Here is a 385-nt window from a genome sequence, read left to right on the forward strand (position 1 = left end):
TGTTTCTGAACATTTTCTATTGTAATTGGCAAATTCTGTTCATAACAGTTTATGACCTTATGTTCGGCTCCATGATATTGAAACACTCTTTTAATTAACGGCGTCATTGATAAAAAATAAATGTAGCCGAGAAGCAGAATCAGCTTAAACAGACTTTCGATTCCGATCTGCGCGGCGTCTGAGGAAAATACGGGCCTTACAAGCTCCGCTAAGAAGACCGGGACGAGCGTAAAAACGAATTTGCTGAACAAAAACGACAGAACGCCGATCACCGCCAGGCTGAAAAACATCGATAAGCCGGAACCCTTCTTATCTTCCTGCTCCAGCTTGGCGTCATCCTGAGGATCAAGCCCGTAACGTTCGCTGGAAAAGTTTAAATGCTTTG

The 385-nt window shown here is 43.4% G+C and carries 1 protein-coding gene; it reads right to left on the minus strand.

From position 1 onward, the window contains the following. The coding region (locus SB660_RS19175) for a DUF1385 domain-containing protein (RefSeq protein WP_410583810.1) at positions 1–385 on the minus strand (385 nt) is incomplete at both ends.

The organism is Bacillus sp. SIMBA_005 (assembly GCF_046535585.1).
GTDB classification, from domain to species: domain Bacteria; phylum Bacillota; class Bacilli; order Bacillales; family Bacillaceae; genus Bacillus; species Bacillus pumilus.